This is a genomic window from Saccharothrix sp. DSM 118769, from assembly GCF_052936295.1.
The window spans coordinates 9,660,024-9,678,671 of the sequence record NZ_CP193627.1 but is presented as its reverse complement, the minus strand read 5'-3'; the positions used below and the strand labels follow the sequence as shown (position 1 = coordinate 9,678,671).

Sequence of the window (18,648 nt, the reverse complement as noted above, 5' to 3'; positions counted from 1 at the left end):
ACCGACGACGGGCCCGGCGCGGGCGGGCGGTGGAAAACCCGGTGACGACCGCCGGGTCCCCCGCGACCCTGGTGCCGTGGACGGGATCGGTGGGAACAGGCCGGCGTGGGGGGACCTGCCCGCGGCGGTGCGGGCGGCGGTCGAGGACGGGATCGGGGCGCGCGTCGTGCGGGCGGTCGGCCAGGTGGGCGGGTTCTCGCCCGGGGTGGCGGCGCGGTTGGAGCTGACCGACGGGCGGCGGGTGTTCGCGAAGGCGGTGGGGGCCGCGCCCAACCCGGTCAGCCCCACCCTGCACCGCCGGGAGGCGCTGGTCGCGCCGCTGGTACCGGGGCCGGAGCTGCTGTGGTCGTACGACGACGGCGACTGGGTGGCGCTGGTCTTCGAGGACGTGCCCGGCCGCACGCCCGCGGTGCCGTGGCGGGCCGACGAGTGGGACCGGGTGCACGCGGCCGTGGTGGGGCTGTCGCGGGTCGCCGCGCCGGACGGGTTCCCGGCGGTCGGGGCGACGTCCTCGGTGCTCTCCGGGTGGCGGCGGTTGGCGGGCTCGCCGCTGCCGGGCGTGGACGAGTGGGCGGCCGGGCGGCTCGACCTGCTCGCCTCGTGGGAGTCGGGCTGGGCCGAGGCCGCCGAGGGCGACTCCCTGGTGCACGGCGACCTGCGGGCCGACAACGCGCTGCTCACCGGCGACGGCGTGGTGTTCGTCGACTGGCCGCACGCCGCGCGCGGCGCGCCCTGGGTCGACCTCGTGCTGCTGCTGCCGAGCGTCGCCCTCCAGGGCGGGCCCGAGCCGTGGGACGCGTGGGCGTCGTCGCCGCTGTCCCGCGACGCCGACCCGGACGCGGTGACGGCGGTGGTCACGGCCGTCGCCGGGTTCTTCGCGCACAGCGCCCTCCTCCCGCCGCTGCCCGGCCTGCCGGCGCTGCGGGCGTTCCAGGCGGCGCAGGCCGGTCCGGCGGTGCGGTGGTCGCGGCAGCGGCTGGAGCGGTCCCCGATACGGTTCGCCGGGTGAACCCCACCCCGACCTCCGCCTACCTGGCCTCGACGCGCTCCTCGTACGACGTGGTGGCCGAGGACTACCACGAGCTGGTCGGCGGCGCGCTGGCCACCATGCCGTTCGACCGGGCGGTGCTGGGCGCGTTCGCCGAGGTCGTGCCGCCCGGCGAGGTGGCCGACCTGGGGTGCGGGCCGGGGCACGTCACCGCGCACCTGACCGGGCTGGGCCTGTCGGCGTTCGGGGTCGACCTGTCGCCCGGCATGGTCGAGGTGGCCCGGCGGGAGCACCCCGACCTGCGGTTCGGCGTGGGCACGATGACCGCGCTCGACCTGCCCGACGACGGCCTGGCCGGGGTCGTGTCCTGGTACTCGATCGTGCACACGCCGCCGGAGGTGCTGCCGGTGGTGTTCGCCGAGTTCGCCCGCGTGCTCGCGCCCGGCGGCCACCTGCTGGTGGCGTTCAAGGCGGGCGACCGGCTCCGCCACCTGACCAGCGGCTACGGCCACGACGGCCTGGACCTCCGGGTCTACTGGCAGCGGCCGGACGACGTCGTCGCGCTGGCGGCGGGCGTCGGCCTGCACGAGCACGCCCGGCTGGTGCGCGAACCCGCCCCCTCGGAGGGCGGGCCGCAGGCGTACCTGTTCTTCCGCAAGGCCGTTCTCCCGCGAACCCGCCCGTAGCTGTCAACACCGGGTAAACGGCGGCGGTTCGGGTAGCGGCCGGCCGTCGCGTCGCGTTGGCTCGTCCTTACGTCCCGTCAACCCGAAGGGTATGGTCTAGACCATGTCGAGCGCGCGCCTGCACGGTGTCGGGGTCAGTTCCGGACGGGCCTCCGGCCCCGTGGTGCGGGTGGCCGAGCCGCTCGGCGAACCGCCCGCCGGACCCGCGCCCACCGACCCGGCGGCCGAGGCCGCCCGCATCCGGCCCGCCGCCGACCGCGTGGTCGCCCGGCTGGAGGAGAGGGCCGCCACCGCGACCGGCGACGCGAAGGCCGTGCTGGAGACCACCGCCGCGATGGCCGCCGACCCCGCCCTGCTCGCCCAGGCCGAGAAGGTCGTGACCGGCGAGGACGTGCCCGCCGCCCGCGCCGTGCACCAGGCCGCCGCCGGGTTCATCGCCGCCCTCGAAGCCGCCGGCGGGTACATGGCCGAACGCGCCCGCGACGTGCGCGACGTCCGCGACCGCCTGGTCGCCGAACTGCTCGGCGTGCCCGCGCCCGGCGTGCCCGACCTTGCCTCGCCGTCCGTCCTGGTGGCCCGCGACCTCGCCCCCGCCGACACCGCCGGCCTCGACCCGTCGAAGGTGCTCGCCCTGGTCACCGAGGAGGGCGGCCCCACCTCGCACACCGCCATCCTGGCCCGCTCGCTCGGCATCCCGGCCGTCGTCGCGTGCCGCGGCGTGCTCGACCTGGAGGCCGGCTCGCTGCTCGTGGACGGCGACACGGGCGTCGTGCAGCTGTCCGACGGCACGGTCCGCGCCGCCCACGTCCAGGGCCGGGCCGAGTGGAACGGCGTCGGCGTCCTGCGCGACGGCCACCGGGTCAAGGTCCTCGGCAACGTCGGCTCGCCCGCCGACGCGGTCGCCGCCGCCGAGGCCGGCGCGGAGGGCGTCGGCCTGTTCCGCACCGAGTTCTGCTTCCTGTCGGCCGGCACCGAGCCGTCCGTCGAGGAGCAGCGCGAGGCGTACGCGGCGGTGCTCGCGCCGTTCGACGGCAAGCCCGTCGTCGTGCGGACCCTGGACGCGGGCGCGGACAAGCCCCTCGCGTTCCTCGCCCCCGACCCCGAGCCCAACCCGGCGCTGGGCGTGCGCGGCCTGCGCGTCGCGCTCGACCGCCCGGACGTGCTCGCGCGCCAGCTCGACGCCATCGCCCTGGCCGCCGCCGACACCGGCGCCGACGTGTCCGTGATGGCCCCGATGGTCGCGACCGCCGCCGAGGCGGCGTGGTTCGTCGAACGCGCCCGCGCCGCCGGCATCCGGCGTGCGGGCGTGATGATCGAGGTCCCGGCCGCCGCGCTGGTCGCCCGGGAGATCCTGGCCGTGGTCGACTTCGTCTCGATCGGCACCAACGACCTCGCCCAGTACGTGTTCGCGGCCGACCGCCAGGTCGGCGCGGTGGCGGCGCTGAACGACCCGTGGCAGCCCGCGCTGCTGCGCCTGGTCAAGCTCGTCGGCGACGCGGGCACCGCGCTCGGCAAGCCGGTGGGCGTCTGCGGCGAGGCGGCGGCGGACCCGCTGCTGGCGTGCGTCCTGACGGGCCTGGGCGTGACCAGCCTGTCGATGAACCACACCGCGCTCGCCGGGGTGGGCGCGAAGCTGGCGACCACCAGCTTCGACCTGTGCCAGCTCGCGGCCCGCGGCGCCCTGGCCGCGGCGGACCCGGCCTCAGCGAAGCTCGCCGCCCGCGCGCCCCACTAGGAAACGGGTCCAGGCGCCGGTGCCGAACACCAGCACGCCGCCCCCCGGGTTCTTCGAGTCGCGCACGCCGGTCGAGGTGCCGGTGTGCGCGACTTCGACGCAGTTGCCCCCATTGGGACCGCTGTAGCTGCTCTTGCGCCAGGTCATCGCGCTTCCTCCGCTCGACGGGCGATCAGGGCGGCACTGTCCTCCGCCGAGAGCGCACGGGTGGCCAAACCGGCGAAATCGTCCTGGAAGACCGCCAACTCCGCGGCCCTCTCCAGGAACCACCCTCCCAGCTGATTCTCCAGGTAGACGGCTCCGGGGTCATCCGGCTGCGGAAAACCGAGCCAGTGGTACGAGCCCAGGTGCCCCCGGTGCGCGCCGGCGTCGAAGGGCATCACCTGGATGGTGATGTTGGGCAGCTCGCCGAGCGCGACCAAGTGGTCCAACTGCCCGGCCATGACCTGGTCGTCGCCCATGCGCCGGAGCAGGACCGCCTCGTCGATGATCGCGTGGACGACCAGCGGGTCCTCCCGGTGCAGCGCCTCCTGGCGGCGGATGCGGGCGTCGACCGCGTCGGGGTCTTCGAGCAGCCGCCGGGCGTAGGGCCGGGTCTGGAACAGGCCGTAGATGAAGCCCGTCTCCCAGGAGCGGATCTCGCTCGCCCCCGCCTCCAGCCCCACGTACAGCGAGAACCAGCCCGGGATGGACCGGTCGCCGTCCCACCAGCCCTTCTCCCGCGAGATGTCGCACACCCGCAGGTACCAGTCGACCCGTTCGGCCGGCACCCCGAGGAACGGGAGCAGCACCTCCAGGTCCGGCCCGCCGACCGGTGTGCGCATGCTCTCCAGGTGCGTGATCTTGGTCGGGTTGCAGCGCAACCGCCTCGCCACGTCGGCTTGCTTCAACCCGGCCGCCTCGCGCAGGCGGCGGATCTCCTGGGCCAACCACCGGCGGCCGACGGTCGGGCTCAGCATGGACGGATCGGTTCCCGGCACGCGGCCAGTCTTCCAGCCGACCAGGACCACCCCATCGAGCGACTAGATCGTTCAGCTTGCGTTTGTAAGGCTTATCGCTGTGAACACGTACGTGCTGTGCCGAATGCGGGGCATCGGCGGGACCTGGCCGTGGTGCGAGACGGTGGCGACCGCGCCCGGCGGCGAGACCTCGGGCCTGCGCCCGTGGGCGCTGTCCCAACTCCGCGACCGCTCCCTCCCGGACGGTTTCTACCAGGCGTTCCAGGTCGAACCGGACGAGGACGGCGACTTCGACACCTACGACTCGATCCACGTCGAGGACGTCGTCTGGCTCTACGAGTCGGAGTACGTCCCGGCGGGCTGACGCAGGGCCTCCCGGACCAGCTTGATCAACGGGTGGTCCTCGCTGCCCGCCCGCACGGCCGCCACCACCCGCCGCAACGGGGCCGTGCCGCGCACCGGCACGCCCCGCACCGCGCCGCGCGGCACCAGGGCGACCCCCGCACCGGCCCGCACCAGCGCGCCGATCGCCGAGAAGTCGTCGGACGCGTGCGCGATGCGCGGCGCGAACCCCGCCTGCTCGCAGGCCAGCTCGACCACGTCGCGCACCGGGTTGCCGGGCAGCGTCACGACCCAGTCCTCGTCGGCCAGGTCCGCCAGGTCCACCCCGGCGGACCCGGACAGCGGGTGCGCGGGCGGCAGCACCACGTCGAACGGCTCGGTGTAGAGCGGGAACCTGGTCAACCGCCGGTCACCGGTGCGCGGCCGGTACTCCTCGGTGATGGCGAGGTCGATCTCCCCGTCCAGCAGCAGCGGCACGCTGGCGTGCCCCTCCACGTCCCGCACGCGCAGCGCCACACCCGGCGCGCGTACCCGCAGCGCGGCCAGCGCCGGCGCCACCACCTGCGTGATCGCCGACGCGAAGCTGCCCACCTCGACCCGACCCGTCTCGCCCGCGTCGAACGCCGCCAACGTCGCCTGCGCCCGTTCCAGCTCGGCCGCGACCGCGTTGGCGTGCCGCACCAGCAGCTCGCCCGCCGGGGTCAGCGACACCCGCCGCCCGCGCCGCCGCAGCAGGTCGTGCCCGACCTCCGACTCCAGGGCCGCGAGCTGCTGCGACACCGCCGACGGCGTGAGGTGCAGCGCCTGTGCGGCGGCCGTCACCGTGCCGTGGTCGGCGAGCGCGCGCAGCACCCGCAGCCGTCGTGGGTCGATCACGCGACCATCCTCGTCGGTGGCACCTGGTCGTGCGAGCCCTGGTCAGCCGGTGTACCAAGAGGACATGAGCACAGAGAGCGCACCGAACCGGCCCAAGGCGAACCACCTCCCGAGCAAGGTGATCGCCGCCCTGGGCCTCCTCGTCCTGGTCGTGTTCGGCGTCCTCGTCCCCAGCCTGCGCGCCGGCTCGTTCGAGGTGAACGGCACCGTCGTGCTGCTGTCGATCGTCGTGCCCGCGATCCTGCTGGTGTTCGCCGGCATCTGGGGCGCGAAGAAACCCTAGGTCACGCGCCGCGTCGCCCGGTCACATGGCCTCGCGCGCCGAGACGAACGCGTCCACCGCGCGGTTCACGTCGTCGGTCGAGTGGGCCGCCGACATCTGCGTGCGGATGCGGGCCTTGCCGTGCGGCACCACCGGGTAGGAGAAGCCGATCACGTAGACGCCCCGCTCCAGCAGCAGGTCGGCCATCCGGCCCGCCTCCGCCGCGTCCCCGATCATCACCGGGATGATCGGGTGCTCGCCGGGCAGCAGGTCGAAGCCCGCCTCGGTCATCCGCGACCGGAACAGCGCGGTGTTCTCGCGCAGCCTGGTCAGCAGCTCGCCGGACGTGCTGAGCAGGTCCAGCGCGGCGATCGCGGCGGCCGTGATCGACGGGGCCAGCGAGTTCGAGAACAGGTACGGCCGCGACCGCTGCCGCAGCATCTCCACGATCTCCGCCCGCCCCGACGTGTACCCGCCGCTCGCGCCGCCCAGCGCCTTGCCGAGCGTGCCCGTGACGATGTCCACCCGGTCCTGCACGCCGAACAGCTCGGGCGTGCCCCGCCCGTTCGGCCCGGTGAAGCCCACCGCGTGCGAGTCGTCCACCATGACCAGCGCGTCGTACCGCTCCGCCAGGTCGCAGATCTCGTCCAGCGGGGCCAGGTAGCCGTCCATCGAGAACACGCCGTCGGTGGCGATCAGCCGGTACCGGGCGTCGGCCGCGTCCTTGAGCTGCCGCTCCAGGTCGTCCATGTCCCGGTTCTTGTAGCGGAACCGCCGCGCCTTCGACAGCCGCACGCCGTCGATGATCGACGCGTGGTTCAGCTCGTCCGAGACGATCGCGTCCTCCGCGCCGAGCAGCGTCTCGAACAGGCCGCCGTTGGCGTCGAAGCACGAGCTGTAGAGGATGGTGTCCTCCGTGCCCAGGAACTCCGACAGCCGCCGCTCCAGCTCCTTGTGCGGCTCCTGCGTGCCGCAGATGAACCGCACCGACGCCATGCCGAAACCCCACCGGTCCAGCGCGTCGCGCGCCGCCCCGACCACCACCGGGTGGTCGGCCAGGCCCAGGTAGTTGTTCGCGCAGAAGTTCAGCACCTCGTCGCCGGAACCCACCCGCACGACCGCGTTCTGCGGCGTGCCGATCACGCGCTCCGCCTTGTGGAGACCCGCCGCGCGGATCTCGTCCAGGCCCGCCCGCAGGTCGTCGCGCATCGCGCCGTACATCAGTGAGCTCCCGTCCAGTCGAGGATGACCTTGCCGCACTTGCCCTCGCGGGCCGTCGCGAACGCCTTGTCGAACTCGGTGTGGTCGAACCGGTGCGTGATCACCGGCGTCAGGTCCAGACCGCCCTGGAGCAGCACCGACATCGAGTACCACGTCTCGAACATCTCGCGGCCGTAGATGCCCTTGATGTGGAGCATCTTCAGCACCACGCTGCTCCAGTCCACGGCGAACTCCCCCGCGGGCAGGCCCAGCATCGCCACCCGGCCGCCGTGGGCCATGTTGCCGATCATCTCCTGGAGCGCGACCGGCCTGCCGGACATCTCCATGCCGACGTCGAAGCCCTCCGTCATGCCCAGCTCCGCCTGCGCCTCCGAGATCGTCCGCTCGGCGACGTTGAGCGCCAGGTCCACGCCCACCTCCCGGGCCAGCTCCAACCGGTGCTCGCTGACGTCGGTGATGACGACGTTGCGCGCCCCCGCGTGCTTGGCGACGGCGGCGGCCATGATGCCGATCGGGCCCGCGCCGGTGATCAGCACGTCCTCGCCGATCACGGGGAACGACAGCGCCGTGTGCACGGCGTTCCCGAACGGGTCGAAGATCGCCGCCACGTCCAGGTCCACCGGCGCCCGGTGCACCCACGCGTTCTGCTCGGGCAGCACCACGTACTGCGCGAACGCGCCGTCGCTGTGCACGCCGAGACCTCGGGTGCGGGCGCACAGGTGACGCCGGCCCGCCTTGCAGTTGCGGCACGTGCCGCACACCAGGTGGCCCTCGCCGCTGACCAGGTCGCCGACCCGCACACCCGTCACCGACGCACCGGTTTCCACCACCTCGCCGACGAACTCGTGACCCAGGACCAGCGGCGCGCGGACGTTCTGCGCGGCCCACTCGTCCCACGAGTCGATGTGCAGGTCGGTGCCGCAGATACCGGTGCGCAGCACGCGGACGACGACGTCACCGGGACCGGGGGTGGGGTCGGGGACGTCGGTCAGGGACAGTCCCGGCCCGGCGGTCGCCTTGACCAGTGCCTTCATGGCGCGCAGTCTGCCGCCGGGCGGTTGTGCAGTCCATCAGGACTTTCTGAATTCACTCGTAAGTTCAGCTTCAGAGGCGATGTTGCCGACCATGCCGCCGAACACCAGCCCGTGGAACGGCCACACCAGCCACCAGTACACGTGCCCGGCCAACCCGCGCGGCACGAACACCGCCCGCTGCCGGTACGTCGACCCCGTCCCGCGCGGCACGACCTGGAGCTCCAACCAGGCCAGACCGGGAACCCGCATCTCCGCCCGCAACCGCAGCAACCTGCCCCGGTCCAGCGCCTCCACCCGCCACCAGTCCAGCGCCTCGCCCACGTGCAACCGCCTCGGGTCGCGCCGCCCCCGCCGCAGCCCCACCCCGCCGACCAGCCGGTCCAACCACCCCCGCACCGCCCAGGCCAGCGGGAACGAGTACCAGCCGTGCTCGCCGCCGATGCCCTCGACCACCTCCCACAGCCGCTCGGGCGAGGCGTGCGTCTCCTTCTCCCGCACGTCGCAGTACGACGAGCCGCCCGACCAGTCCGGGTCGCTCGGCAACGGGTCCGACGGCGCGCCCGGCACCGACGCGCCCGACCAGCGGGTCTCCACGTCCGCGTCGCGGACCCTGGCCAGCGCCAGCTCCACGGCCCGGTCGTACCCGGTCGTCTCGCCGGGCACCAGGTCGTCGATGTCGTGCTCCCGGCACACCACCTCGTGCACCAGCGACTCGATCAGCGGCTTCGCGATCGACTTCGGCACCGGCGTGACCACGTTGACCCAGTGCGACGACAGGCCCGGCGTGAGCAGCGGCACCGGCAGCACGCGGCGAGGCCGCAACCCGGCGACCCGCGCGTACCGCAGCATCATGTCGAGGTAGGTCAGCACGTCCGGGCCGCCGATGTCGAACGTCCGGTTCACCTCCGCGGGCGCGCGCACCACGCCCACCAGGTACCGCAGCACGTCCCGCACCGCGATCGGCTGGACGCGGTTGTGCACCCACCGGGGCGTGACCATCACCGGCAGCCGCTCGGTCAGGTAGCGCAGCATCTCGAAGCTCGCCGACCCGGACCCGATGATCACGGCGGCCTGGAGCACCACCGCGGGCACGGCGGAGCGCAGGAAGACGTCCCCGACCTCCTTGCGCGACGACAGGTGCGGCGACAGCGCGACCCCCGGCGGGTGCAGCCCGCCCAGGTAGACGATCCGCTGCACCCCCGCGTCCTCGGCGGCGCGCGCCGTGTTCTCCGCGGCCCGCCGGTCGGCGTCGGCGAAGTCGGCCACGCTCAGCGAGTGCACCAGGTAGTGCACGACGTCCACGTCCCGCATCGCGTCGTCCAGCGAGGCGGGGTCGAGCACGTCCCCCTTCACCACCTCGACCCGGTCGGCCCACGGCACGTCCCGCAACTTCTCCGGGGAGCGCACGAGGCAGCGGACGTCGTAGCCCTCGGCGAGGAGGCGGGGCACGAGCCGTCCGCCGAGGTAGCCGGTCGCTCCGGTGACGAGGCAGCGCATACCCCGATCCTGGGCGGAACAGCCGTGTTCCGCACGACGGGGGGCGCAGGGCCGGGACGCGCGCCGGGTGCCCGGTCCCGCTCGGCTGCCTCGCGGGTCACCGCGTTCGGTGCTCCGCGCTTGAAGCGCTCAAGCGGAGAACAGCGACCTGGGTGGTCGGCCTCACGGGGCGCGGTCAGGTGGAGCAGGCGTCACAGGGCACAGGTCCGGTGCGCCGCCGCCTCCACATTTCCGGCAACAACATCCCCCTTACCATTAATACCCGATCTTCGTGCCTCGATCGGGTGATCCCCGGCAGGGGTGGGCAGGGCAGGGATGGGCCGGGCGCGTCTGCCCGGACCACGCCCCACCCTACGGTCGTCGCCCGGTCGAACCGGCCGGCAACCCGCGCGGTCGCTCGTTCGTGCGGGGTCAGGCGTGCTTGAGCCAGTTCCGCTTCTTCTTGATCTCCACCGAGCCCGCCCGCACCGAGCCGTGCACCACGAAGTGCGGCCGCCCGTCCGCGCCCGTCCCCACCTTGTCCCTCATGTTGCTCGCCGCCAGCTCGACGTTCTCCGCGTTCACCGTCGCCCCGTCCGGCAGCACCAGCTTCACCGACCCCGCCGTCACGTCCAGCTCGATGTCGACCACGGCGTGCGGGATGCTCGCCTTCCGGAAGTCCAGCTGGGTCGACCCCATCCGGCTGTGCACGACCAACCGCCGCGGCACGGTCCAGCTGCCCTTGCGGTTGACCGAGGACATGGTCGCCTTCAGCTCCTGCCGCTCGACCAGCGCGACCGGCGTGGCCGCCGAGGCCGCCGAGGCCGGCGGCACCTGCGCGTTGTGCACGATGCCCGGCAGGTCGAGCAGCACGGCGTTCAGCTCACCCCTCGTCTTCGACGCCAGCGCGATGTCGGTGCGCTCGGTGAACTCGTCGAGCGTGAGCAGCCCCAGGCCGATGGCCTTCTGGAGCAGGCCGATCACGTGTTCGCGCTCCGCGTCGGACACGCGGAAGTTCCTCGGGTCGGGACTCCCGGTCACGGCACCCTCGGTCATGGCTCAGCCCTCCGGTTCGACGTCGAGCCCGTGCTCGATCGCGTACCGCGCCAGTTCGACGCGGTTGTGCAGCTGGAGCTTGCGCAGGGTGGACTGCACGTGGTTCTCCACGGTGCGGTGGGAGATGACGAGCCGGTTCGCGATCTGCCGCGCGGTCAGGCCCTTCGCCACCAGCCGCAGCACCTCGGTCTCCCGTTCGGTGAGCTGCGGCTTGTCCTCCTCGTCGGGGTTCGCGGCCATCCGCCGGTACTCGCCGAGCACCAGGCCCGCGAGCCCCGCCGTGAACACCGCGTCGCCGGCCGCGGTGCGGGTGACGGCCTCCACCAGCTCCTCGGCGGACGCCGACTTCACCAGGTAGCCCGACGCGCCGGCCTTCACGGCCTCCAGCACGTCGCTGTGCTCGCCGGACGCCGACAGCACCAGCACCCGGGTGCCGGCCAGCGCGCCCGTGATCATCGTCGTGGCCTCGACGCCGGTCGTCTCCCCCAGGTTGAGGTCCATCAGCACCACGTCGGGGCGCACGGCGCGGGCGATGCGCACCGCCGACGCGGCGTCGCCCGCGGTCGCGACCACCTCGAAACCGCGCTCGGTCAGGTCGCGCGCGACGCCGTCGCGCCACAGCGGGTGGTCGTCCACCACCATCACGGACACGTTCATCGGTAAACCCGCACCTCCCACTCGGTGCCCTCCCCCGGCCCCGTTTGCAGCTCAAGGGTCCCACGCAACGCCTCCACGCGGCCCCGGATGGACTGGGCGACACCCATCCGCCCCTCGGCCTCGGCGGAGGCGAGCCTGCCCTCGGCGATGCCCGGCCCGTCGTCGCGGACGCTCAGCACGACCTCGTCGCCGAGGTCCTCCAGCAGCACCCACGCCCGCGCGCCCGGCCCGGCGTGCTTGTCCACGTTGGACAGCGCCTCGCGCACCACGGCGGTCAGCTCGTGCGCGGTGGCGGCGGGCAGCATGACCCGGGTGGCGGGGGTGGACACCTGCACGCGGGGCGACGCCAGGAGCTGGAGCCCGGGCCGCACGTCCGCGTCGCCATCCACTGTGGACTCGCGGGGCGCGGCGGCGACCAGGGAGCGCAGCGCGACCTCCTGCTCGCCGGCCAGCTCGGCCAGCTCGCGGGCCTCGCCGCCGAGTTCGAGCCCGCGCTTGCGCACCCGGGCGAGCACCTGGAGCACGCCGTCGTGGATGGAGCGGGCCAGCCGTTCGCGCTCGGCGGTCGCGGCCTCGGTGCGCAGCGCCTGCGCGAGCCGCACCGACGTGCGCCGCGCCGTGGACGACGCCATGCCGATCACGAAGCCCGCGCCGCTGAGCAGCACCAGGTCCCGCACCAGGTCGACGCTCATCCCGCCGCGGTTGAGGTAGGTGAAGAAGCCGATGGCGAACCCGGACGCGGCGCCCGCGACCTGCCCGCCGAGCGCGCCGGCCGCCACCGCGGGGCCGCACGCCCAGATGGTGGTGATCAGCGGGACGTTGAACAGGAACTGCTGGTCGGTCATGATCAGCGGCGACAGGGACATCAGGCCGCACGTGACGACGAGGTCCGCGACCACGACCCACGGCCGCCTGCCGCTCTCGCGGCTGTAGGCGCGGATGGTGAACACCGACCAGCCGGCCATCACCGCGATCGCCAGCCAGGCGAGCCACGTCCGCTCGTACTCCGAGTGGTGGCGCACCGCGTTGCCCAACGCGAACAGGAATGTCACTACGCGTAGCGCTACCGTTCCCCGCCAGAGGTGCCCGACCGGGTCTTCCAGCGCCGAGGGCACCTGATCGGATGGCTTTGTGTGCACGGTGTGCTCCCTTCACCCCTAATCTTGCCGTGCCGGGGTGGTCTGGCTAACCCCCAGGTGGCCGTCTGTTCCACCACCGTCATCTGTGAAAGGCTGGCCGGGATCACCGAGCGTGATCTACCGGCGTCCGCCCCGCAGGGGGCGGGAGGGCGCCGCTCCTGTGGCGAGGGAGGGTCGATCGTGCGCCACTGGCCACTGTGGACGCTGCCGCGCCCCGCCCTGGCCTACTGGCTGCTCGTCGACCTGTGCGCGTTCGCCGTGGTCGTGTACGTCATCGCGGCGACGCCGCAGCCCGGGTCGGTCGAGATCGGCCGGTTCGCGGCCATCGCGGCCACCGCGGGCGCGGTCATCATCGGCAGCTCGATCCACAGCCACCGGATGGGCGAGACCGAGCGCAACCCGTGGGCCGCCCACCTGTGCTACCTCACCGCGGGCCTGGTCGCGCTGCCGTGCAACCTGCTCGTCCTGCTGCTGTTCGGGCCGGCGCTGCACGGCGTGCTGTCGCAGCGCCCGGAGTCGCACCGCTGGGTGTTCACGCTGTCCGCGACCGCGCTGGCCGTGTTCGGCACCCGGTTCGTCATCGGCTGGGCCGATCCCGCCACCGACCTCCTGGTGATGGTCGTCGGCGCGACCGTGCTGCTCGTGCTGCGCGCCGGCCTCATCGCCGTCGGCCTGAAGCTGCGCAACCCGCGCGCGTCCGGCGAGGAGGTCGTCGGCGAGCCCATCGACGTCACGCTCGGTGTCGTCGCGGTCAGCATCGGCGGCCTGATGGGGTTCGCCGCCGTCGCCACCGCCGTGCACGCCCTGATGGCCGGCCCGCCGCTGGCCCTGCTCGAACGCGCCGCGCAGCTGCCGCACTGGCGCCGGTCCGCGCAGCGCGACCTCAAGACCGGCCTGGCGAACGCCGTGCACTGGGACGGCCGGGCCCGCTACGAGCTGGGCAAGGCCCGCACGGCCGATCGGCCGATGGCCGTGCTGCTGCTCGACCTCGACCACTTCAAGCGGGTCAACGACGAGGTCGGGCACCTCGCGGGCGACTCGGCGCTCAGCGCCGTCGCGCTGCTGCTGACCAGCATGGTCCGCGGCGGCGACCTGGTCGGCCGGTTCGGCGGCGAGGAGTTCGTCGTGCTGCTGCCCGACGCCGAGCCCGCCGTGGCCCGCTCGGTCGCCCAGCGCGTGCGGCACGCCGTGGCCGACCTGGCCGTGCCGACGGTCGACACCCACGGCCGCGACCACCTGCTCACCGGCCTGACCGTGAGCATCGGCGTGGCCACCACCCAGCGGTTCGGCTACGAGCTGCCCGACCTGCTGGTGGCCGCCGACGCCGCGCTGCTCGCCGCCAAGGGCTACGGCCGCAACCTCGTCGAGATGGCCTGAGCGGCGAGGGCGGCCCGACCCGGAAGCCGACCGGGTGACCGGGTCACCGCCGGCCGCTGTGGCCGGGACCCGGGCGCTCCTCGCCCCCGATGTCCTCGACCCGGTCGCCCACCATGTCCACCGAACCGCTCTCCTGCGGCTCGTGCACGTCCACCTCGCGCGGCTCCACGTCCCGGTCCGACTCCGACAGCAGCGACCGGATGCCCGAGTTCAGCACCGCCAGCAGCGGCACCGCCAGCAGCGCGCCCGCGATGCCGCTGACCACCAACCCGGCCGCGATCGCCAGCACCACCGACAGCGGGTGCAGCTTCACCGCGCGGCCCAGCAGCAGCGGCTGGAGCACGTGGCTCTCCAGCTGCATCACGCCGATCAGGATGGCCAGCACCACCAGCGCCGCCACCGGGCTCACCGCCACCAGCGCCACCAGGACCGCCACCGCGCCGGTGATCACCGCGCCGACGATCGGGATGAACGCGCCGAGGAACACCAGCGCCGACAGCGGCACCACCAGCGGCACGTCCACGATCCACAGGCCGATGCCCACGCCGACCGCGTCCACCACGGCCACCAGCGCCGTCGCCCGCACGTAGGACACCAGCGAGGCGAACCCGCGCCGCCCGGCCACGTCGGCCCGGTCCCGCACGTCGCGCGGCACGATCCGGACCATGAACCGCCAGATCCCGTCGCCGTCGTGCAGGAAGAAGATGAGCGTGAACAGCGCCAGGACCAGGCCGGTCAGGATCTCGCCCAGGGTCGCCGCGGTGGTCAGCGCGCCCGAGGTGATGTCGGCCTGGTTGTCCTGGATGGTCTTGACGACCTCGTCCACGTACTCCTGGAACTGGACGTCGCTCAGGTGCAGCGGCCCGTCGCGCAGCCAGACGCGGATCTGGTCGAGGCTCGCGCCGACCTGCTTCTGGAGGTCCGGCAGGCCCTTGGAGAACTCGTTGATGACGAACGTGAGCACGCCGCCCACCAGCGCCAGCCCGCCCACCAGCACCAGGCCGGTGGCCACGCCGCGCGGCACGCCCGAGCGGTTCAGCTGCGTCACCGCGGGCGAGAGCAGCGCGGCCAGCAGCAGTGCGATCCCGACCGGGATGACGATGCTCGCCAGGAAGCCGATCACGTGGAACACGACGTAGAGGGCGGCCACGACGGCCACGAACCGCCAGCTCAGCGCCGCGCTCACGCGCAGCAACCCCGGAACCCTGCTGTCTTCGGACCGGTCATCCCTCTTGCTGCGCGTCACTCGATCACCGTATCCCCGGTAGGTGGCGGTTGGGGGTAGACCGCGCACCTGCGACGCAAACCACGCAAAACCTGGCGGGACGGGCACCGCGGGTGATCGGATCGGCACCGTGAGCGGAAGCGTGGAGGAGGCGGTGCGCGAGGCGTTCGCCGCCGGTCGTCGCCTGGCGTTCGACGCGAGGGCGCCCCGGCGGCAGCGGACCGTGCGCGGCGAGCTGCTGACCGACCTGCTCGCCGACGGCCCGCGCACCGCCGCCCTGCGGCTGACCGGCGCGCACGTGGTCGGCCCGTTCGCGCTGGAGGGCAGGCGCGTCGACCACGTCGTCGACTTCCTCGACTGCACCTTCGAGCAGCCGCCCGACCTGCGCATGGCCCGCCTGGTCGGGCTGCGGATGCGCGGCTGCGGGGTGCCCGGCCTGCGCGGGCGCAACCTGCGCGTCGGCAGCGACCTGGTGCTGGAGGCCGGGTTCACCAGCGACGGCGTGGTCGACCTGACCGACGCCTCGGTCGAGGGCACGTTCCGGCTGGCCGGCGCGGTGCTGCGGGCCAGGGGCGACCACGCCCTGCTGGCCGCGCGCATCCGGCTGTCCGGCTCGTTGCAGGCCATCGCCGTGCGCGCGGGCGGCGAGGTGCGGCTGCGCGGCGCGAACGTCGGCGGCAACGTGCACCTGGGCGGCGCGCGGCTGCTCAACGTCGGGCAGAACGCGCTGGACGCCACCGGCATCACCATCGCGGGCACCCTGTTCTGCGACGCCGAGGGCGGCCGGTTCACCGCCGAGGGCCGCGTCCTGCTCGACGGGGCCCGGGTCGGCGGCAGCGTCGTGTTCTCCGGGGCGCGGTTGCACGCCGGCGTCGTCGACCGCCCGGTGCTGGTCATCCCGCGCGGCACCGCCGACGAGGCCGCCACCCTGGTCGCCGACCGCGCCCGCGTCGACGGCAACGTGGAGCTGGACGACGGGTTCACCTCGTCCGGCACGGTCCGCCTGCCCAACGCCCAGATCGGCGGCTACCTGCGGCTGTCCGGCGCGGTGATCGGCCGGCGCGACGCGGTGGACGACCTCACCGGTCCCGCCGAGCCCGCGGGAGCCACCTCGGGGACCACCGCGGGAACCACCGACCCCGATACCGACCCCGACACCGGCGAGGCGGTCCAGCGCATCCCGGTCGCGCTGCACGCCGACGGCGTCCAGGTGCGCGGCGACCTGGAGGCCAGGGGCTCCGCCGACGGCCGGGGCGGTCGCGGCTCGGCCTTCCGCGCCCACGGCCAGGTGCGGCTGGTCGACGCGCAGATCCGGGGCAGCGCCTCGCTGTCCGGCGTGCGGCTGCACGGACCGGGCATCGACGTGCTGTTCGCCGACCGGCTGCGGGTCGGCGGCACGCTGTTCCTGCGCGACCTGTCCGCCCTCGGCTCGCTGCGCCTCCAGAACGCGGAGATCGGCTCGACCCTCGACTGCTCCGGCGCGTCCCTGCTCTCGCCGCGCCGCCGCCCCGACGGCACGGTCAAGCCCTCCCTGGACGCGCGCGTCGCCACCATCGGCAAGGACCTCCTGTGCAGCCACGGCTTCACCGCCGCGGGCGGCGTGCGCGTCCGGCTGGCCGAGGTCGGCAAGATGGCCACGTTCGCGGGCGCCCGGCTCGGCGGGCCCGGGTCCGCCATCGCGCTCAACGCCTACGGCCTGACCGTGCGGCAGCTCGTGCTGCGGCTGCCCGGCGAGCAGGCGCCGGTCGGCCGGGTGATCCTCACCAGGGTCGCCGCCGCCACCGTGCTCGACGGGCCGGGCCTGTGGGCGGCGACCGGCGGCGTGGACGTCGAGGACTTCACGTTCTCGTCGATCTCGTCCACCCCGCACGTGGACGTGCGCACCCGCCTGCGGTGGCTGCGCGAGGTGCAGCCGGACTTCGCGCCGGGGCCGTACGAGCAGCTCGCCGCGGTGTACCGGGAGGGCGGCGAGGAGGAGCTGGCGCAGCGGGTGCAGCTGGAGAAGCAGCACCGGCGCTACTCGGAGCTGCACCTGGCCGGCCGGGTCTGGGGCGCGCTCCAGCGCTGGACGGTCGGCTACGGCTACCGGCCGTGGCTCGCGATCGGCTGGCTCGCCGCGTTCTGGCTGTCCGGCGCGCTGTGGTTCCTGGGCCACGAGATGCCGAAGCTCAACGACGACGAGTCGCCGACCTGGAACGCCTGGCTGCTGGCGATCGACCTGCTGATCCCGATCGTGGACCTCGGCCAGGACGGCAAGTGGAAGTTCAGCGGCGCCTCGCAGTGGATCTCCAGCACGCTGATCGCGGTCGGCTGGATCCTCGCGTCCACCGCGGCGGCCGGCGCGACGCGCGTCCTCAAGCGAGGGTGACTACCCGTCGTCACGTGGCGCAACACACCGTGGCCGTCACACGATCCGGGGAACCCGGCCCGGAAGGCGTGCGCGTCCGGCTCGGCAACTGGCAGTCTCTCGGCGTCGGCTTGATCGGCTCGATCGCATCGCCGACGCGATTCCGCAGAAACCCCAGTGCTTTCCGGTGGAAGGACCAGCGATGTCGGCCGCAGACCAGCGAACGGGAACGGGGGCGAGCCGCGTTCGGCGGCTGCTCTCCCGCGCCCTGCTGGTCGCGGGCGGCGCGCTCGCCGGCACCGCCGCCGCCTGGGTGCTGTCCGCGGCGCCCGCCTCCGCCGAGACCCCGGTCGACCACGCAGACGCGGTCACCGGGATCTCGCGGGCGACGAGCCCGCTCGGCGGCTCCCTGCCCGGGTTCGGGCTGACCCCGGTCGAGCAGACCGGGGTCGGCCAGGCCGTGCAGGACCTGGACGCCGCGCTGCGCAGCCCGCAGGTGCGGGAACCGCAGCCGCCCGACCTGGGCCGCGTCGCGGAGGAGATCCGCGGCGCCGTCGGCCAGGTGGGCACCCTGTTCCACGAGCCGCGACCGTCCCGGCCGGTGCCGACCGACCCCCTGGTCGAGGCCCCCGCCGCCGCGCCGCGGCCCGTCACCGAGACCACCCCGACCACCACCGCCGTGCCGGTCACCGCCGGCACCCCGGTGGTGCACGGGGTGTTCGCGCAGTCGAGCCGCACGTGGCTCGACGCGTTCCGGCACACCGCCCCGGTCGTGCCGGCCACGAACGGGTCCCCGCTCCCGGGCGACCCGTCCGGCCTCCCGTCGCTGCCGTTCGCGCCCCCCGCGGGCGTGCCGGCGCACTGCGCCTGCGGTGGCGACGGCGCCGGTTCCGCCGGTGGTGGCAGCGGTCCGTTCGCGGCCTTCTCCACCGCCGTCCTCGACCCCGCCGTGGCCAGGGCGCTGTTCCCCGCCACCGAGCGGAACACCGTGACGCCGGGCAAGCAGCCCGGCATCACCCCCGACTGACCGAAGCGCGCGGTCCGCGGCAGCTCCCCCCGTCGAGCTGACCCCGGTAATCGACCGTCGCGCCACAGTCGTGCGCGCTCCCGCGACAGGTCGAGACGCCGCGCACCCCACCCCCCTGAACCGGGTGGTCGTCCACTCCGACGCGCTCGCCGCGTCCGACCACCCTTCACCTCCCGCAAGGGACACCGAAAGAAGGAGAAACCATGCAAACCTGGGCCAAGCGCGGTCTTCAGACCGCACT

The 18,648-nt window shown here is 74.0% G+C and carries 18 protein-coding genes; 8 read left to right on the top strand and 10 right to left on the bottom strand.

Annotation, left to right across the window (positions count from 1 at the left end):
• The first annotated feature begins 76 nt into the window (after positions 1-76).
• The 3 genes from ACRAKJ_RS41735 (at position 77) to ptsP (ending at position 3,409) form a co-directional block, all read left to right on the top strand.
• Positions 77-1,009 (top strand): phosphotransferase, encoded by a 933-nt coding sequence (locus ACRAKJ_RS41735; RefSeq protein ID WP_438921113.1) that lies wholly within the window; start codon positions 77-79, stop codon positions 1,007-1,009.
• Positions 1,006-1,674: a methyltransferase domain-containing protein gene (locus ACRAKJ_RS41730; RefSeq protein WP_438921114.1), complete on the top strand. Its 669-nt coding sequence runs from the start codon at positions 1,006-1,008 to the stop codon at positions 1,672-1,674. Before ACRAKJ_RS41735 ends, ACRAKJ_RS41730 begins: the two co-directional genes overlap by 4 nt.
• A gap of 103 nt (positions 1,675-1,777) precedes the next feature.
• On the top strand, positions 1,778-3,409 hold the full coding sequence (gene ptsP, locus ACRAKJ_RS41725; RefSeq protein ID WP_438921115.1) for a phosphoenolpyruvate--protein phosphotransferase: 1,632 nt from the start codon (positions 1,778-1,780) through the stop codon (positions 3,407-3,409).
• Here ptsP and ACRAKJ_RS41720 read toward each other — a convergent pair.
• Positions 3,377-3,556, bottom strand: coding sequence for a DUF397 domain-containing protein (locus ACRAKJ_RS41720; protein ID WP_438921116.1), 180 nt, complete (start codon positions 3,554-3,556; stop codon positions 3,377-3,379). The two genes, ptsP and ACRAKJ_RS41720, sit on opposite strands and share 33 nt — an antisense overlap.
• Positions 3,553-4,368, bottom strand: coding sequence for a Scr1 family TA system antitoxin-like transcriptional regulator (locus tag ACRAKJ_RS41715; protein WP_438921117.1), 816 nt, complete (start codon positions 4,366-4,368; stop codon positions 3,553-3,555). Before ACRAKJ_RS41715 ends, ACRAKJ_RS41720 begins: the two co-directional genes overlap by 4 nt.
• 100 nt (positions 4,369-4,468) lie before the next feature.
• Here ACRAKJ_RS41715 and ACRAKJ_RS41710 point away from each other — a divergent pair, with 100 nt between their 5' ends.
• The gene (locus ACRAKJ_RS41710) at positions 4,469-4,732 is read left to right on the top strand and encodes a hypothetical protein (RefSeq protein ID WP_438921118.1); all 264 of its coding nucleotides are present in this window, start codon (positions 4,469-4,471) and stop codon (positions 4,730-4,732) included.
• Here ACRAKJ_RS41710 and ACRAKJ_RS41705 read toward each other — a convergent pair.
• Positions 4,702-5,586 carry a LysR substrate-binding domain-containing protein gene (locus tag ACRAKJ_RS41705; RefSeq protein WP_438921119.1) on the bottom strand — a complete coding sequence of 295 codons (885 nt, stop codon included), beginning with the start codon at positions 5,584-5,586 and terminating at the stop codon, positions 4,702-4,704. The two genes, ACRAKJ_RS41710 and ACRAKJ_RS41705, sit on opposite strands and share 31 nt — an antisense overlap.
• Positions 5,587-5,650: 64 nt before the next feature.
• Between ACRAKJ_RS41705 and ACRAKJ_RS41700 the strand changes: the two genes are divergently transcribed.
• Positions 5,651-5,869 carry a hypothetical protein gene (locus ACRAKJ_RS41700; RefSeq protein WP_438921120.1) on the top strand — a complete coding sequence of 73 codons (219 nt, stop codon included), beginning with the start codon at positions 5,651-5,653 and terminating at the stop codon, positions 5,867-5,869.
• A gap of 21 nt (positions 5,870-5,890) precedes the next feature.
• On the opposite strand, the gene ACRAKJ_RS41695 is transcribed toward ACRAKJ_RS41700, so the two are convergent.
• The 6 genes from ACRAKJ_RS41695 to macS form a co-directional block, all read right to left on the bottom strand.
• Entirely contained in the window at positions 5,891-7,069 is a 1,179-nt protein-coding gene (locus ACRAKJ_RS41695) for a glycine C-acetyltransferase (protein WP_438921121.1), read from the bottom strand.
• Positions 7,069-8,103 carry an L-threonine 3-dehydrogenase gene (gene tdh, locus ACRAKJ_RS41690; RefSeq protein WP_438921122.1) on the bottom strand — a complete coding sequence of 345 codons (1,035 nt, stop codon included), beginning with the start codon at positions 8,101-8,103 and terminating at the stop codon, positions 7,069-7,071. Before tdh ends, ACRAKJ_RS41695 begins: the two co-directional genes overlap by 1 nt.
• A gap of 36 nt (positions 8,104-8,139) precedes the next feature.
• Entirely contained in the window at positions 8,140-9,600 is a 1,461-nt protein-coding gene (locus ACRAKJ_RS41685; protein ID WP_438921123.1) for an SDR family oxidoreductase, read from the bottom strand.
• 411 nt (positions 9,601-10,011) lie between these two features.
• Complete coding sequence (locus tag ACRAKJ_RS41680; protein ID WP_438921124.1) at positions 10,012-10,635, bottom strand: DUF1707 SHOCT-like domain-containing protein; 624 nt, start codon at positions 10,633-10,635, stop codon at positions 10,012-10,014.
• A 3-nt stretch (positions 10,636-10,638) separates the two neighbouring features.
• Positions 10,639-11,292 carry a response regulator gene (locus ACRAKJ_RS41675; RefSeq protein ID WP_438921125.1) on the bottom strand — a complete coding sequence of 218 codons (654 nt, stop codon included), beginning with the start codon at positions 11,290-11,292 and terminating at the stop codon, positions 10,639-10,641.
• Positions 11,289-12,407, bottom strand: coding sequence for a MacS family sensor histidine kinase (macS, locus tag ACRAKJ_RS41670; RefSeq protein WP_438921133.1), 1,119 nt, complete (start codon positions 12,405-12,407; stop codon positions 11,289-11,291). The genes ACRAKJ_RS41675 and macS overlap by 4 nt, the downstream gene beginning before the upstream one ends.
• A 204-nt stretch (positions 12,408-12,611) precedes the next feature.
• Here macS and ACRAKJ_RS41665 point away from each other — a divergent pair, with 204 nt between their 5' ends.
• Complete coding sequence (locus ACRAKJ_RS41665; protein ID WP_438921126.1) at positions 12,612-13,808, top strand: diguanylate cyclase; 1,197 nt, start codon at positions 12,612-12,614, stop codon at positions 13,806-13,808.
• 43 nt (positions 13,809-13,851) lie between these two features.
• Here the strand turns inward: ACRAKJ_RS41665 and ACRAKJ_RS41660 are convergent, their stop codons facing one another.
• Positions 13,852-15,054 (bottom strand): AI-2E family transporter, encoded by a 1,203-nt coding sequence (locus ACRAKJ_RS41660; RefSeq protein WP_438921127.1) that lies wholly within the window; start codon positions 15,052-15,054, stop codon positions 13,852-13,854.
• Positions 15,055-15,163: 109 nt separating this feature from the next.
• Here ACRAKJ_RS41660 and ACRAKJ_RS41655 point away from each other — a divergent pair, with 109 nt between their 5' ends.
• Both ACRAKJ_RS41655 and ACRAKJ_RS41650 read left to right on the top strand, forming a co-directional pair.
• The gene (locus ACRAKJ_RS41655; RefSeq protein WP_438921128.1) at positions 15,164-17,401 is read left to right on the top strand and encodes a hypothetical protein; all 2,238 of its coding nucleotides are present in this window, start codon (positions 15,164-15,166) and stop codon (positions 17,399-17,401) included.
• Positions 17,402-17,582: 181 nt separating this feature from the next.
• Entirely contained in the window at positions 17,583-18,407 is an 825-nt protein-coding gene (locus tag ACRAKJ_RS41650) for a hypothetical protein (protein WP_438921129.1), read from the top strand.
• Positions 18,408-18,648: the final 241 nt, after the last annotated feature.

Bases quoted from the DNA above. Each gene is read 5' to 3' on its own strand.
- ptsP (WP_438921115.1), top strand. From the start codon at position 1,778: ATGTCGAGCGCGCGCCTGCACGGTGTCGGGGTCAGTTCCGGACGGGCC.
- ACRAKJ_RS41720 (WP_438921116.1), bottom strand. From the start codon at position 3,556: ATGACCTGGCGCAAGAGCAGCTACAGCGGTCCCAATGGGGGCAACTGC.
- ACRAKJ_RS41715 (WP_438921117.1), bottom strand. From the start codon at position 4,368: ATGCTGAGCCCGACCGTCGGCCGCCGGTGGTTGGCCCAGGAGATCCGC.
- ACRAKJ_RS41700 (WP_438921120.1), top strand. From the start codon at position 5,651: ATGAGCACAGAGAGCGCACCGAACCGGCCCAAGGCGAACCACCTCCCG.
- ACRAKJ_RS41695 (WP_438921121.1), bottom strand. From the start codon at position 7,069: ATGTACGGCGCGATGCGCGACGACCTGCGGGCGGGCCTGGACGAGATC.
- tdh (WP_438921122.1), bottom strand. From the start codon at position 8,103: ATGAAGGCACTGGTCAAGGCGACCGCCGGGCCGGGACTGTCCCTGACC.
- ACRAKJ_RS41685 (WP_438921123.1), bottom strand. From the start codon at position 9,600: ATGCGCTGCCTCGTCACCGGAGCGACCGGCTACCTCGGCGGACGGCTC.
- ACRAKJ_RS41680 (WP_438921124.1), bottom strand. From the start codon at position 10,635: ATGACCGAGGGTGCCGTGACCGGGAGTCCCGACCCGAGGAACTTCCGC.
- ACRAKJ_RS41675 (WP_438921125.1), bottom strand. From the start codon at position 11,292: ATGAACGTGTCCGTGATGGTGGTGGACGACCACCCGCTGTGGCGCGAC.
- ACRAKJ_RS41650 (WP_438921129.1), top strand. From the start codon at position 17,583: ATGTCGGCCGCAGACCAGCGAACGGGAACGGGGGCGAGCCGCGTTCGG.